12 protein-coding genes are annotated in these 13,260 nt (G+C 66.3%); 9 read left to right on the top strand and 3 right to left on the bottom strand.

The features are described from left to right. Positions 1-146: 146 nt before the first annotated feature. Together JK358_RS02210 and JK358_RS02205 are read right to left on the bottom strand one after the other, a co-directional pair. Positions 147-1,052, bottom strand: a complete 906-nt coding sequence (locus JK358_RS02210) for a L,D-transpeptidase (RefSeq protein WP_201942844.1) — start codon at positions 1,050-1,052, stop codon at positions 147-149. A 296-nt stretch (positions 1,053-1,348) separates the two neighbouring features. Next, complete coding sequence (locus tag JK358_RS02205; RefSeq protein ID WP_201942842.1) at positions 1,349-2,719, bottom strand: cytochrome P450; 1,371 nt, start codon at positions 2,717-2,719, stop codon at positions 1,349-1,351. 102 nt (positions 2,720-2,821) lie between these two features. Here JK358_RS02205 and lppU point away from each other — a divergent pair, with 102 nt between their 5' ends. Continuing rightward, complete coding sequence (gene lppU / locus JK358_RS02200) at positions 2,822-3,439, top strand: LppU family putative lipoprotein (protein ID WP_307817236.1); 618 nt, start codon at positions 2,822-2,824, stop codon at positions 3,437-3,439. Between the two features lie 66 nt (positions 3,440-3,505). Here lppU and JK358_RS02195 read toward each other — a convergent pair whose 3' ends face one another. Then, entirely contained in the window at positions 3,506-4,171 is a 666-nt protein-coding gene (locus JK358_RS02195) for a S1 family peptidase (protein ID WP_201942839.1), read from the bottom strand. A 505-nt stretch (positions 4,172-4,676) separates the two neighbouring features. Between JK358_RS02195 and JK358_RS02190 the strand changes: the two genes are divergently transcribed. From JK358_RS02190 to JK358_RS02155, 8 genes are read left to right on the top strand one after another with little or no spacing between them, the layout of a single operon-like run. Next, positions 4,677-5,495 (top strand): MlaE family ABC transporter permease, encoded by an 819-nt coding sequence (locus tag JK358_RS02190; RefSeq protein ID WP_201943778.1) that lies wholly within the window; start codon positions 4,677-4,679, stop codon positions 5,493-5,495. 4 nt (positions 5,496-5,499) lie between these two features. Continuing rightward, a complete protein-coding gene (locus tag JK358_RS02185; protein ID WP_201942836.1) occupies positions 5,500-6,363 on the top strand; it encodes an ABC transporter permease in 864 nt (287 codons plus the stop codon). 12 nt (positions 6,364-6,375) lie between these two features. After that, on the top strand, positions 6,376-7,827 hold the full coding sequence (locus JK358_RS02180) for an MlaD family protein (RefSeq protein ID WP_201942834.1): 1,452 nt from the start codon (positions 6,376-6,378) through the stop codon (positions 7,825-7,827). After that, the gene (locus tag JK358_RS02175) at positions 7,824-8,855 is read left to right on the top strand and encodes an MCE family protein (RefSeq protein ID WP_201942831.1); all 1,032 of its coding nucleotides are present in this window, start codon (positions 7,824-7,826) and stop codon (positions 8,853-8,855) included. The genes JK358_RS02180 and JK358_RS02175 overlap by 4 nt, the downstream gene beginning before the upstream one ends. Next, positions 8,855-9,847, top strand: a complete 993-nt coding sequence (locus JK358_RS02170; RefSeq protein WP_201943777.1) for an MCE family protein — start codon at positions 8,855-8,857, stop codon at positions 9,845-9,847. The genes JK358_RS02175 and JK358_RS02170 overlap by 1 nt, the downstream gene beginning before the upstream one ends. Then, complete coding sequence (locus JK358_RS02165) at positions 9,847-10,950, top strand: MCE family protein (RefSeq protein ID WP_232850580.1); 1,104 nt, start codon at positions 9,847-9,849, stop codon at positions 10,948-10,950. Before JK358_RS02170 ends, JK358_RS02165 begins: the two co-directional genes overlap by 1 nt. After that, positions 10,947-12,056 carry an MCE family protein gene (locus tag JK358_RS02160; RefSeq protein ID WP_201942828.1) on the top strand — a complete coding sequence of 370 codons (1,110 nt, stop codon included), beginning with the start codon at positions 10,947-10,949 and terminating at the stop codon, positions 12,054-12,056. The genes JK358_RS02165 and JK358_RS02160 overlap by 4 nt, the downstream gene beginning before the upstream one ends. Continuing rightward, entirely contained in the window at positions 12,053-13,225 is a 1,173-nt protein-coding gene (locus tag JK358_RS02155; protein WP_201942796.1) for an MlaD family protein, read from the top strand. The genes JK358_RS02160 and JK358_RS02155 overlap by 4 nt, the downstream gene beginning before the upstream one ends. The last annotated feature ends 35 nt before the right edge of the window (positions 13,226-13,260 follow it).

The following is a 13,260-nucleotide window of genomic DNA, read 5'->3' as shown; positions in this document are numbered from 1 at the left end:
CCAGTACCTTTCGTGGGACGAATCACACAAAGACGAATGCCCGGCTGTCGGCGTGCGGCCCAATCCCCTTCCGGAACGGGCAGACTCCCCAACTACGACGAGACCCCCGCCCGATAGGGCGGGGGTCTCGAGAGCTACGAGAGTCCTTAATTCCAATCGCCGTAGCCGTCGGAGGCGCTCAGGGTGCCGCCCTTGGTGTTGACGACGACGACCGGGTCGCCGCGCTTCACGTTCTCCTGGAACCATTTGGCGTCGGCGGTGCTGACGTTCAGGCAGCCGTGCGAGGCGTTCGAGTTGCCCTGCTGCGCAACGCTCCACGGCGCGGCGTGCACGAAGATGCCGCTGTTGGACATGCGGGTCGCGTACTCGACCTCGAGCTTGTAGCCCTCGGGAGCGGTGACCGGCACGCCGTAGGTGGAGGAATCCATGATCATCTTGCGATTGCGCTCGCTGACGATGTAGGTGCCGTTGGGCGTCTCGTGCCCGGTCTTGCCCATGGAGGTCGGCATCACCTTCACCACCTCGCCGTTGCGGGTGACGGTGATCTGGTGGGTGGTGTCGTCGGCGGTGGCGATGAACTCGTCGCCGATCTCGTAGGCGACCTCGGTGCCGCCCGCCTTCACGGTGACCTTGGATCCGGCCGGCCAGAAGTTCTCCGGCCGCCAGCGCACCTGCTTGTCGCCGAACCAGTAGAAGTGGCCGGTCACCTTGTTGCTGGAGGTGATGCGGATGGCCTTCTCGGCGGTCTCGTGATCGGCGACCGGCTCCTTGAAGGTGATGATGATCGGCTGCGCGACACCCACGACCTCGCCGTCGCCCACATTGATATTGGGGGCTTCGAAGTTGGCGGGCGGCAGCGGCGAGTTGGCGCCGGGCGCGGTGGGCAGGTCGCCGGGGACGGGCTGCGGCATGACGGCCGACGGTACGCCCGGAATCTCGGGCCCGCCCGGCCATAGCGGGGCTGCGTGTGCGGGTGCGACCACCACGGCTCCGGTCGCCGCGACAGCGGCGAGAACGGTCAATCCCGTCTTGCGGTACCGGGTACTACGCACAGCTTGGTCCTCTCGATCCTCGTTCACACGCAGATTGCGGGCACAGAGCTATCCCGCTTCAGGTCCCAACCCCGCACTCATTCCTACATTGCAATGCGAGCCGTGCCAATTGCGTTCTGCCACTTATGCATACCGACTCATTGGTGTGCGATGCGTCACATAACGGGTGCCGGTAGATCGGTCCTGCATGTATTCGCCGTTCGCCCCGGCGATTCCCCTGGAGGCCCGGTCGCGTGTCGGCAGTACCCGGGCGCGTGGTCTCAAACCAGGTTGTGATCGAAATCACTGATGGCGCTTCACGCCTCGACGACATCGAAGGTGATGGCGGTGTGCGGACCGGTCGCGATGTTGTGCGGCAGCGTATGTGGCATGCGCCCGTCCGCGAAGCGCGGCGACAATCGCAGCCCCACCGAGCGCACCACGGTGGCGAGCACGATGCGCAGCTCGTAGTCGGCCAGCCCGGCCCCGACGCAGCGCCGGTGCCCGCCGCCGTAGGGCGCGAACTCGAAGGGGCCGTAGCGCCGTTCGAGGAACCGTCCGGGCTCGAATCGCAGTGGCCGCGACCATACTTCGGCATCGGTGTGCAGGAGATGCACCGCGACGCCCATGGTGTCCCCCGCCTCGAGCGGCACCCCGCGCAGGCTGAAATCACCGGTGAGCCTGCGCAATACGATCGGAACGGGCGGATGCAACCGCAGGGTCTCCTGGCAGACCGCGTCCAGATAGGGAAGTTTCACCAATTCCGCGGGATCCGGCTCGGCTCCGGCCGCGTCCAGCTCCGCGCGCAGCAGCCGCAGCGTCCCGGGTTCCCGGTGCAGCCGGTACAGCGCCCACACCAGCGAGGTGGCCGTGGTCTCGTGGCCCGCGACCAGCAGGGTGCGCAGCTGTTCCCGCAGATCGGTGTCGGTGATGGCGGTCCCGTCGTCGTATCGGGCCTCGAGCAGCGCGCCGAGGATGTCGGTCCCGCCGCCGCCGTTCGCGCGCCGTCGCGAGATCTCGGTGTCGATGAGATCGTCGAGCCGGTCGCGGGCGGCCACGAATCGCTCCCAGCCGGACAATCCGAATATGTTGCGCCGCAGCGCCGGAACGAGCAGCAGGTGCCCGCCGAAGGAATTCAGGAATTCCGTTGTCGCCATGGTGAATTCGGCGCGCCGCTCGGGATCGTCCACGCCGAATACGGCCGCGAGAATCACGCGCAGGGTAATGGCTCGTGCCGCCGCCCGCGCATTGATCCGGACGCCGTTCCGCCAGGGCGTGCCGGTCCGGTCCCCCGCGAGCTCGGCGCGGGCGGCGTCCCGAATCACGGTGCCGTAGGCGCTGATTCGCCCGCGGTGGAAGGCGGGCGCGAGTAGCGCCCGGTCCCGCCGGTGCCGCCCGTCCCGGGACAGGATGAGCGAGGCCGGTCCCACCAGCGGCTCGATCGGGTTGGGCAGCGGCGGCTCCAGCAGTTCCATCGGGGCCCGGAACATTTCGCGCGCGCCCGCGGGTGTGCCGGTGAAGACGGCGGAACCGAACCCGGGGAACCGCACCAGGAACGGGTCGCCTTCGCGGGCCCGCCGCCACCGCAGATACCGGGCGAGGTCGACACCGGAGGCGAGGGCGTGCAGCAGCACCAGCCGCGGTTCCCGGGGCCGTCCGAGGACTTCAGATTCGGCGTCGGTGCTCATGCTTCCCTATACGAATTGACCAAGTGCCCGGTTCGAGGGAGTCGGGGGCGTGGTGTATGCATGGGCGAGCTTTGATGTTGTTCCCGAATTTTAGGACTGCTTGTGTCGCGTCAGCAGATCTTCGTCCGGATGGCCGCGCCCATGATCGCCGCCGCAGCTCTGCTGCTGTCGGGCTGTGGTTCGACCATCGACGGAACCCCGACCGCCGCCACCGATGTCGTGTCGGCGACCACGTCGGCCAAACCCACCACCACCTCGAAGTCCCCGGGCGGCAAGTCCGGCGGCTCGACCACGACGCCGCGTTCCGGCGGCCGCACCGACTTCCAGGCCAGTATCGGCGACTGCGTGAAGCTGGGCGGAACCCAGGACGACGCCACCATCGAGAAGGCCACCTGCGGGAGCGCGAACTCGAATTTCAAGGTGGTCGCGAAGGCCCGCAACAGTGACGCCTGCTCGGCGGACACCGATCAGGCGTACTACGAAACCCTCAACGGCATCGAGACCGGAGCCATCTGCCTGGAGATCGACTGGGTGGTCGGAGAGTGCATGGAGCTCGACAACATCGCGCAGCGCATCACCTGCTCGACGCCGGGCACCATCGAGGGCGTGAAGGTGCTCGAGATCCTGACCGGTTCCACGGATGTCAACGACTGCAAGAACGGTGACCGCGGCTACGTCTACGAGGAGCGTCGCAAGGTGGTCTGCGTGCAGTCGCTCTAGCGGTCCCTATATAGAGGAGTGGGGCGGTGATCCTCGGATCACCGCCCCACTCTTCGTTTCTCGCGATCAGATCGGGTAGTAGCCCGAGCCGATGCCGCCGCGCGCGTTCATGTTGTCCATGATGGTGGTCATGTTCGTCCCCACCTCGGGTCCGAAGCAGGCGATGGCCAGGTAGGCGTTCACCATGCCGACCAGCGTGGTGCCGACGACGACCGGTGCGCCCGAATCACCTTCGACCACGCACATCTGGCTCCAGGTCTCGATATTGGTGCCGAAGACGTCGCCCCAGGAGATGCCGCAGGTATTGCCGGTGGTCCGGCCCTCCTTGCAGACGATCATCGGGAATCCGGGCGGGCCGCCGATGCCGGTGATGGTGACATTGCCGATCCGGTTGACCGGGACGACCCGGGCCGGGTCGAACTGGATGACCGCGTAGTCGAGCTCGTGGTTGGAGTAGACGAACTTGCCGATCAGTCCGGTGCCGCGGGACGCTTCCGCGTAGACCTGCGCTCCCGGGTCTCCGCAGTGTCCGGCGGTCAGGCCGACGAGGCGTCCGGCGCTGTCGTGACCGATGGTGGTCACGGTGCACTCGAACATCTCGTCGATGATGATTCCGGAGCCGCCGCCGATGACGGCGGGTGCGGGGTCGGCGCTCGCGGCTCCCGCGCCTACCAGCGCGGTGCTCAGGGCTACGGCGAACGCGCCGGCCACCCCGGCAAGTTTCCTGATCATGTTCCTCCAGATGTCGGAAGCCGCTCGAAACAAGCTGTGGCACTCATCCTGTCAGTATTCGTCTCGGAGCGCGTCTTGTACTGCTACGTGTTGCCGAGCCGTGTCCTGCCGGTCTTCGCGGCGGTTACCTAGTTGGATGTAGACAGCGCGAACTCGGGCCGAAATATGCGCATCGGCTATGGATTTACAGTAGATTTATTCCTATTAATTGTTACCAGATAGATGTTCACATCTATCGGCTCAATGCCGTGATATTAGAACACGTTCTAGATATCTATCTGGTTCTTTAGGTTGTAAACCAACTCTTTGTGGCCGTTCACAACGTAAAACGAAAGTGATCCGTCTCTATGACCGGTGCCACAGGGCACTGGTGTGTTTTTCCTAACTCCGTAGTAAGGTGCGTCAAGCAAACAGTCGCCGGAGGCGGGTAACCCGGCGTCGAGAGGGGTAGTCAGTGCAGTTGACCAAGAGCCCGGGTGGGCAGGGGAGTCCACCCGAATCACGGATGAATACGGCCGTGGACTGGGCCAAGGGGTACTGGCAGGACCATCCCAAGCGGTCGCTGGAGACCGGCGGCCGGATGATGTCCATGGGCGTGTCGGCCGTCGCCGAACTTTTCATCGCGATCTTCCGAAAGCGATTCCCCTTCGGCGAGTTCATCCGGCAGTGCGCCTTCATGGCGAATGTGGCTGCCGCACCCACTCTGCTGGTCGCAATTCCGATCGGCGTCATCGTCTCCATTCAGGTGGGCTCGGTCGCCCAGCAGGTGGGTGCGACGTCGTTCATCGGCGCGGCCAACGGCCTCGGCATCATTCAGCAGGGCGCGCCGCTGGTCACCTCGCTCATGATCGCGGGCGCGGTCGGTTCGGCCATCTGCGCCGACCTCGGCTCGCGCACCATCCGCGAGGAGATCGACGCCATGAAGGTCATGGGCGTCGACCCCATGCGCCGGCTGGTCGCCCCGCGCCTCGGGGCGGCCATGCTGGTGTCCGTATTGCTGTGCGGCTTCGTGGTTTTCGTCGGCTTCCTGACCGGCTACATCTTCAACATCTTCGCGCAGGGCGGCACGCCGGGCTCCTACGTCGGCACCTTCTCCTCGTTCGCGGTCACCATGGATCTGTTCGTGGCGCTGTTGAAGTCGCTCATCTTCGGACTGTTCGCCGCCATCATCGCCTGCGACGCCGGCCTCAACGCCAAGGGCGGACCGGGTGGTGTCGCGAACGCGGTGAACACCGCGGTGGTGCTGTCGGCGGTCATGCTCTTCGGCACGAATCTGGCTCTGACCCAGATCTACAACTCCCTGTTCCCCCCACAGATGGTCTGAGGCCGTGTCAGCAACGTATGTTCCGCCGCTGCTGCGGCCCTTCCAGAAAATTCGCGGCGTGGCGTCCTCGCCACGGGACTGGCTGGCGCGCGTCGGCCATCAGGTCTTCTTCTTCCTGCGCTCGCTCGGCGGCATGCCGACGGCGGTCAAGCACTACCCCAACGAAGTGTGGCGACTGCTGCGCGACGTCACCTGGGGCAACGGCAATCTCGTCGTCGGCGGCGGCACCATCGGCGTGGTGCTGATCCTGTCCGCGTTCGGCGGCATGACCGTCGCCATCCAGGGCCACACCTCGCTCAACCTGCTCGGCCTGAGCCCGCTCACCGGCGCCATCTCGGCCTTCGCCACCACGCGTGAGCTCGGCCCCATGCTCGCCACCCTGGCCTTCGCGGCGCAGGCGGGCTGCCGGTTCACCGCGCAGCTGGGCGCCATGCGCATCTCCGAGGAGATCGACGCGCTGGAATCGGTTGCGATTCGGCCGCTTCCGTACCTGGTGAGCACCCGCATGATCGCGGCCATGATCGCCATCGTGCCGCTGTACTGCATCGCGCTGCCGCTGGCCTACATCTCCTGCTCGCTGACCATCGCCCTGATCGGCGGTACCGCGACAGGCACCTTCCAGCACTACTTCTATCAGTTCCTGGTGCCCACGGATGTGCTGTACTCACTGGCGAAGGCGATCATCTTCGTCGCGATCACCACGTTCATCCAGTGCTACTACGGGTTCTTCGCCTCGGGCGGCCCGGAGGGCGTGGGCGTCGCGGCCGGTCGCGCGATCAAGCTCTGCATCATCGCGGTGGTCTTCGCGGACCTGTTCATGACGTTGGCGATCTGGGGCGTGGACCCCGGCATCCGGATCTCGGGATAGGGGGCGCACACGATGATCATCGATCCGAGCGGGCGTGGCCCGACGATGCGGCAGCTGCTGATCGCGGGCACCGCCGGACTACTCGTGCTGGCGAGCATCCTGGCCTTCCTGATGGCGCGCTACCAGGGGTACTTCGTCGAAAAGGTCAAGGTCACAGCCAATCTCACGACCACCGGTGACGGTCTGCCCTCGAACGCGGACGTGAAGTACCGCGGCGTGCTGGTGGGCGTCGTCAAGGACGTGTCGGTGGCCGCCAAGGGCGAGCTGCAGCAGGTGCACATCGAGATGAAGCCGGAGTACGTCACCGGCGTCCCCGCGAATGTGACCGCGCGCGTGGTGCCGTCCAACCTGTTCGCCGTCACCTCCGTCGAATTGGTCTACAACGGACCGGATTCCGCGCACCTCACCGAGGGCGCGCAGATCTCGGAGGACCGTTCCAAGGGCACCATCGCGCTGCAGGACACGCTCACCACGGTGCGCGACATCCTCGGCAAGATCGACCCCATCCAGTTCGGCCGGGTGCTGGGCACCCTGTCCTACGCGCTGGACGGCAGCGGCCGCATGCCCGGCTCCACCGTCGAGCGGGTGGACCGCTGGCTGCAGGAGGTCCGCGGCGCGGTCCCGAACGTGGACGTGTTCCTCTCCGACTTCTCCAGTTCCTTCCACGCGCTGAACCAGTCCGCGCCGGAGCTGATGAACGTGCTGTCGGAGTCGGTGCAGACCGCGGCGACCATTTCCAACCGGCGCGCGGAACTGGTCTCGCTCATCGGCGGCACCTCGGCCACCGTGGACAAGATCAACGCCCTCTTCGCCCGAAACCCCAACGTGGGCAAGGAGGTCACCACCGGCACCAGCGCGCTGTTCGGCGCGATGGCCGACGACCCGAACGCCATTCCGCTCGCCATCGAGAACCTCAACAACTCGGTGCGCAAGCTGGCCACCACGTTCCACTGGGGTCCGCAGAAGCAGATGGTGTGGAACATGGGCATCACCTTCACGCCGTACAAGCCGTACACCGCCGCGGACTGCCCGCGCTACGGCGAGCTGGCCGCCCCGAGCTGTGGCACCGCGCCCGCCGTCTCCGACCCCGGCACCCTGCCGGAGTCGTTGCGGCCCAAGGCACTGCAGTCGGCCGCCGGCCTGCCGCCCGCCACCCTGCCGGAGGGCTTCAGCATTCCGGGCCTCACCGGAACCGGGGACGCCGCGCAGCAGAATCAGCAGAACCCGTTCGCGGGGACGCCGCTGCAGGGCCTGTTCCCGAGCCTCGCGGTGCCGGGCGCGTCCGCTCCCGCGGCGCAGCAGCCGGCCGGTGAGACCCCCGCGGCCGGAGCCATCTCCTACCACGGTGACGACGCCATCGTCGCACTGCTCGGACGGCGTCCGAACGCGGCCGAGTACCTGCTGCTGAGCTCGATCATGAAGGGTGGGACCTTGCAAGTCACCGAAAGCGGTGCCGGCCGATGAGCATTCGCAAACCGCTGATCGGCTTCAGCCTCTTCGCCATCGTGTCCATCCTGGTGACCGCGGTCATCTGGAACACGCTGGCGCGCACGGTGGACGGTTCCACCAACTCCTACCGCGCCACCTTCACCGACGTGCTCGGCCTGCGTGAGGGCGACGACGTCCGCATGGCCGGCGTGCGCGTCGGCAAGGTGGAGAAGATCGAGCTCGACGGCAAGAACAACGCCGAGGTGACCTTCATCGTGCAGCGCAACCAGAAGCTGTACAACGACACCAGGGCGCTGGTCCGCTACCAGAACCTGATCGGTCAGCGCTACATCGCGCTCGAGCTGGACAAGAAGGGCGGCGACCACTCCGAGCTGAAGAACAACGGCGCCATCCCCGTCGAGCGCACCGAGCCGTCCTTCGACATCTCGGGTCTGCTCAACGGATTCCAGCCGCTGTTCCAGGTGCTGCAGCCGGAACAGGTGAACAGCCTGTCCAACACCTTCATCCAGGCGCTGCAGGGTGACGGGGTCTCGTTGAGCTCCTTCATCACCCAGGCCGCGGCGGTCGCCTCCGACTTCCAGCGGCGCGACGCCATCCTGGCCGACGTGATCACCAACCTCTCGGCGGTCATGTCCGGTCTGGCCAAGCGCAGCGGTGAACTCGAGACCCTGGTGACCCAGACCCGCGCCCTCATCGGCGGGCTGTACGCGCAGGGCCAGTCGCTGCAGGCCTCGACGGTGCAGATCGCCGACGCCACCGGCTCCCTGGTCGCCATGATCGCCCAGATCCAGCCGAAACTGTCGGTGGCCCAGGCCAGTACGAGCGACGCTCTGGCCCTGCTGATCGCCAACGGCGCGAAGCTGGACCAGGCCGCCGTGGACCTGCCGGCCATCCTCGCCGACATCGGCAAGTTCACCCAGAACGGCGCCTACGCCAACGCGTACGTGTGCTCCCTGGACGTGTCCCTATACGGAATCCTCTTCCCGCGCGGTCTGTTCAACCAGATCGGCGGCAACTCCCACTCGGCGGTGTGCCGGCCATGATGGAAAAACTCAAGTCCCGCTTCGATTCCAATCGCAATCTCTGGCTCGGCGTCCTGGGCGTCATCCTGATCGGCGCCCTGCTGCTGGCGTCCACCGCGTGGCGCGCGGTGGGTGTCGGTGAGCGCACCATCAAGGCCGAGTTCGCCCAGACCGCCGGCCTCAAGGTCGGCGACAAGGTGGACGTGTCCGGCGTGCCCGTGGGCACCGTGTCGGATATGGAGCTCGAGGGCGACCACGTGCTGATCTCCATGTCGGTCAAGGACGACGTGAAGCTCGGCCCCGACGCCCGCGCCGCCATCAAGATGGCGACCCTGCTCGGCGCCCGCTTCCTGGATCTGGATCCGGGCGACGGCTCCGGCCTGCCCGGCAACCGGATCCCCAGGTCCAACACCGCGGTGCCGTACAACCTGGCGGACGTGGTGCAGGAGGGCACGCCCAAGTTCGAGGAGCTCGACACCGCCAAGCTGGCCGAATCACTGAACGTGATCAATCAGCAGCTCGGCGACACCCCGGAACTCACCGTGCAGGCGCTGGATTCCATGGGCGCGCTGGCCAAGACCATCAGCGACCGGCAGGACGCGGTGGACCAGCTGCTCAAGGACCTGGACACCGTCACCCGCATCCTCGGCGACAACCGCAACAGCGTGCTGCTGGTGATCACCCAGGGCGAGGCCATCGCCAGCCGGGTGATGGAGCGCCAGACGCTGCTGAAGTCGTTGCTGGACAACATCTCCACGCTGAGCCGTCAGCTGGAGACGATCGGCGCGGAGAACAACGGCCAGTTCGGCCCGACGCTCCAGCAGCTCAACACGATGGCCGAGGGCCTGCAGAAGAACAAGGACAACCTGGATCGGCTGCTGTCGATCATGCCGCCGTCGGTGCGGCAGTTCAACAACGCGTTCGGTAACGGCAACTACGGTGAGGTCGCCCTGCCGTGGCTGTTCCCGGACAACTGGTTGTGCTTCGCGCACGTGGCTGAGGGGTGCCAGTAATGAGCCTGATGAAGCGAATCACGCAGGGCGCCATGATCGGTGCGGCGACCTTCGCGGTGGGCAGCTGCTCCATCGTGCCGCTGGGCGTGAAGGACGCGGTCGGTCAGACCCAGCACATCACCGCGGACTTCCTCAATATCGCGGGCATGTTCGAGGGCAACCCGATCACGGTGCTCGGGCTCGAGGTCGGCAAGGTCGACAAGATCGTTCCGAAGGGGCAGTACGTCGAGGTCCACATGACCGTGGACTCCGGCATCAAGATCCCGAGAAACGTTGTCGCCGCGCTCATCTCGCCGTCCATCGTCACCGACCGGCACATCGAGCTCTCCCCGGTGTACACCGGCGGTGAGACGCTGAAGGACGGCGCGCACCTGACCACCCAGCAGACCAAGACCCCGGTCGAGCTGGACACCATGATCAAGACCATCGACACCTTCGCCGCGGCGCTGAAACCGCAGGAGGGACAGGAGGGCATCGGCCCGCTGTCGGGTCGCGTGCTCTACCCGATGATGAACGGCAACGGCGAGAAGATGCGCGAGGTGCTCAACTCGCTCTCCGGTGCGCTCAAGGTCGGCGTCGAGAACAAGGACGCCGTCTCCACCATCATCATCAAGCTGAACGAACTCACCACCATGCTGGCCGAGAACGACAGCTCGGTGCGCGGCTTCAGCGACAAGATGACCCAGATGAGCGCCCTGCTCGCCGAGCAGGCGCCCGGTCTGCAGGCCACCCTGGATCAGCTGAACGCCTTCCTGGCCAACACCTCCGGCGCGTTCGCGCAGTACCAGGATCAGCTCAACGGCACCCTCACCGGCCTCACCAACGTCACCCAGCAGCTGCGCGACAACGCGGCCGGCGTGACCGAGGTGGTCGACGTGGCGCCGCTGCTCATGCAGAACCTGGACCGCTCGGTCAACCGCACCCAGAACGGCGGCTTCATCCGCCTGCACGCCCTCCTCGGCTCCACGCTCTCCGGTGAGATCGTCAGCCTGTTCTGCGAACGCATCCAGATGCGCGCCGACGGCTGCCGCACCGGCAAGATCGAAGACTTCGGACCCGACTTCGGGCTCACCGCAGCGATGTTGGGGATGACTTCGAAATGAACCGCTTCGTGAAAGATCTCCGCAAGACCAAGCACGCCCGGCGCGCGCTGGTGGCCCTCGCGGTCACCGCCGCGCTCGGGGCCTCCGGCTGCGGTATGACCGTCGAGAGCCTGCCCCTGCCCAAGCCGGGCGCGGGCGGCGAAACCTACACCATCCAGGCCGTTTTCGAGAACGCGCTGAACCTGCCCGATCAGGCCAAGGTCAAGATCGGCGGCTCCGACGTCGGCGTCGTCACCAAGATCGAGACCAAGAACTACCAGGCCATCGTGGACCTGGCCATCCGCAAGGACATCGAACTCCCGGTCGACAGCACCGCCGAACTGCGCCAGGCCACCCCGCTCGGCGACGTGTTCGTCGCGGTGTCCAAACCGAAGTCCGAACCCGGCCAGCAGATGCTGAAAAACGGTGACACCCTGCAGAAGACGTCGGCGGGCGCGACCGTCGAGGAACTGCTGCTGTCCATCTCGCTGCTGTTCAACGGCGGCGGCATCGCCAGCCTGTCCAAGCTCACCGCCGAGATGGAATCCATCGTCGGCGGGCGCGGCGACCAGCTCGCCAGCGTGCTCAACCAGCTGACCAGCGTCATGACCGCGCTCAACAACAACAGCGCGCGCATCGACGGCGTGCTGTCCGGCTTCAGCACCCTGGCCAACACCATCGAGGCCAACCACAGCGAGCTCGGCCAGGTCGCCGACACGCTGCCGGGCATGATCGGCGCCATCGCCGAGAACAACCAGGCCATCACCGAACTGCTCGGCAAGATCTCGACAGCCAGTGCGGCCCTGGGCGATTACGCGAACACCACCTCCGAGGACCTGAGCAGCCTGCTCGACAACGTCCACAAGCTGATGGACGCGCTGGCGCGCACGGAGGCGAACCTCGGACCCGCCCTGGACGCCATGCACGAGATCCGGCCCTCGGTCGACGCCTCGTTCAAGGGCAATGTGCTCGCGGTCGCGGCCACCGCCACCATGCTCGACATCGGATTGCTGACCGATCCGGCCAACAGCAAGTTCCCGGACCTCAAGGACTTCGGCGACTTCGCGGGCAGCCTCATCCAGGTGCTGCAGATCATCCAGGGCCGGGTGCAGGGGGGCCACCGATGAACTGGTTCAAGAACCACAAGAACCTGGTGTCGAATACGGCACTGGTGCTGATCCTGCTGGTGGGCGCGAGCTACCTGGCGGTGAGCGTGATGCGGTTCAACCCGCTGCGCGAAACCTATACGGTGACGGTCAATCTGGACCGGTCCGGTGGTCTGCAGTCCGGCAACGACGTCACGCTGCGCGGCTTCCGCATCGGCAAGGTCACCGATATCGAACTCGTCGACAGCGGGTCCGCGCTGGCGGCCACCGTCGAGATCGACACCAAGTACCGCGTCCCGTCCGACACCCTGGTGTCGGTCGGCGCGCTGTCCGGCGCGGGTGAGCAGTACCTCGACTTCCGGCCGCAGACCGACCAGGGCCCGTTCCTGGGCGACGGCGCGGTCATCGCGTTCGACAAGGACAAGGTCAAGACGCCGACCCCGGTGTGGGCGGTGCTCGACAACTCCAGCGACCTGATCGCCCAGATCGATCCCGACAAGTTCAGCGTCATCCTGAACGAACTCGATATCGCGCTGTCCGGCGGACAGGATCAACTGCGCGCCCTCATCGACGGAATCAGCCTGGCCACAACCGGTTTGGACAATCTGCTGCCGCAGACCACCAACCTGCTCGCCAACCTGCGCACCATCAACGCGACCACCTCGCTGGCGCAGCCCGACCTGGCCACCCTGACCCGCAACTCGAGCGTGCTGTTCCAGCAGTTCAACGACGCCAACGCCGAACTGCAGCGCATCCTGGAGCAGGCGCCCGGTCAGATGGCCACCCTCGGCGCGGTCCTGGACCGCACCGCGGATCCGATGACCAGCCTGGCCTCCAACTTCGCGGCCATCACCAAGGCCGCGCAGCTGCGCACCCCGGCCCTGCGGGCGCTGTTCCCGTCGCTCGTGGTGGGCACCTCCGCCATGGGCGTGCCGGCGCACGACAACGAGTTCTTCACGGTGGTCGACATCTGGCCGCGCCCCTACTGTGACTACGTCACCGCCAAGGTGCGCAACGAGGCCGCGACCGAACCCACCTTCCCGAAGTGGGGTAGCTTCTGCACGAACCCGCCGGCGGATCAACAGATTCGTGGCTCGGGTAACGCACCCCGGCCGGACGTGCCCAACAACGGCGCGCTGCCGCCCGCGGGCGCCGATCCGGACGAGCGCACCCTGCCGCCCGTCAAGTGATGAGTAGTCTCGAGTCGAATCGACACGGCGCTGCC

This window comes from Nocardia acididurans, assembly GCF_016741815.1.
GTDB lineage: Bacteria > Actinomycetota > Actinomycetes > Mycobacteriales > Mycobacteriaceae > Nocardia > Nocardia acididurans.
The sequence above is the reverse complement of the archived record's forward strand: the minus strand, read 5'-3'. Positions and strand labels throughout refer to the sequence as shown.